This is a genomic window from Arthrobacter pascens (assembly GCF_017052465.1).
In the GTDB taxonomy this organism is placed as follows: Bacteria; Actinomycetota; Actinomycetes; order Actinomycetales; family Micrococcaceae; genus Arthrobacter; species Arthrobacter pascens.
Genome location: NZ_JAFHKT010000047.1, coordinates 1 through 946, shown reverse-complemented (window position 1 = coordinate 946; position 946 = coordinate 1). Strand labels below are relative to the sequence as shown.

Here is a 946-nt window from a genome sequence, read left to right as displayed (position 1 = left end):
GGCCGGAGCAACGGCAAGATCCTCGTCAAACCTCAGCTCTTCTAAAACAAAAACCAAAGCAATACCGCACGAAAGGCACATGACATGACTCAGCCCCTGCACTCACGGCTCCTCACCGACCTCGCACCGCCGGACATCCAGGAATACCTTGCCTCCGGCAAGGACACCATCATCATCCCCCTGGGCTCGGTTGAGATGCACGGATACCACTGCCCCCTGGGCACCGACATCTACAACGCCATGGAGGTCTCCAAGCGTGCAGCCGAAAAGGCCGGCGTCCTTTACGGGCCCCCGATCTGGACCGGTTACAGCCCCCAGCACCTCCGTGAAGCCGAAAACGGCATGGGAACGCTGACCTTCCGCGGCGAAACCGTCCGCTCCGTCATCTACGACACGACCCGCTCACTGATCCACCACGGCTTCAACAGGATCATCTTCGCCAACGGCCACACCTCCAACACCAAGGTCACCGACGAAGTCTTCCGCCGCCTCCGCTACGAAACCGGTGCGCTCCTGGGCATGTTCAAGCCCTACGGCGAACGCTACCTGGGCATCATCGATGACCTGATGGAAAACCCCGAAGAGGAAACCCCCGGCTGGCACGCCAGCGAACAGGAAACCTCCATCATGATGGCCTACCGCAAAGAAAACGTGAACATGGAACGGGCCGTCATCGCCGAAGGACACGCCCCCTCATGGCTGCCCGAGAGCTTCAAGAAGAACGACGCCAACCCCGACGCCTCCTTCAAGGGCTACGAGTACTTCTACTTCCCCATGGACCACGACGAAATGGCTGACCACGGCGTCATCGGAAACCCCTTCCGCGCCACTGCCGAAAAGGGCGAACAGATCTTCGAACGCTTCTCGACCTACCTCGCCGAAGCCATCCTCGAACTCGAAAACGTCAAGGTCAACATCACCCAGCGCGCCTTCGACCTGAAGGCCT

At 59.9% G+C, this 946-nt stretch carries 1 protein-coding gene; it reads left to right on the top strand.

Annotated features, from left to right (window positions below):
• Positions 1 to 84: 84 nt before the first annotated feature.
• On the top strand, positions 85 to 946 hold an 862-nt coding region (locus JYA52_RS00215), incomplete at its 3' end, for a creatininase family protein (protein ID WP_205651157.1).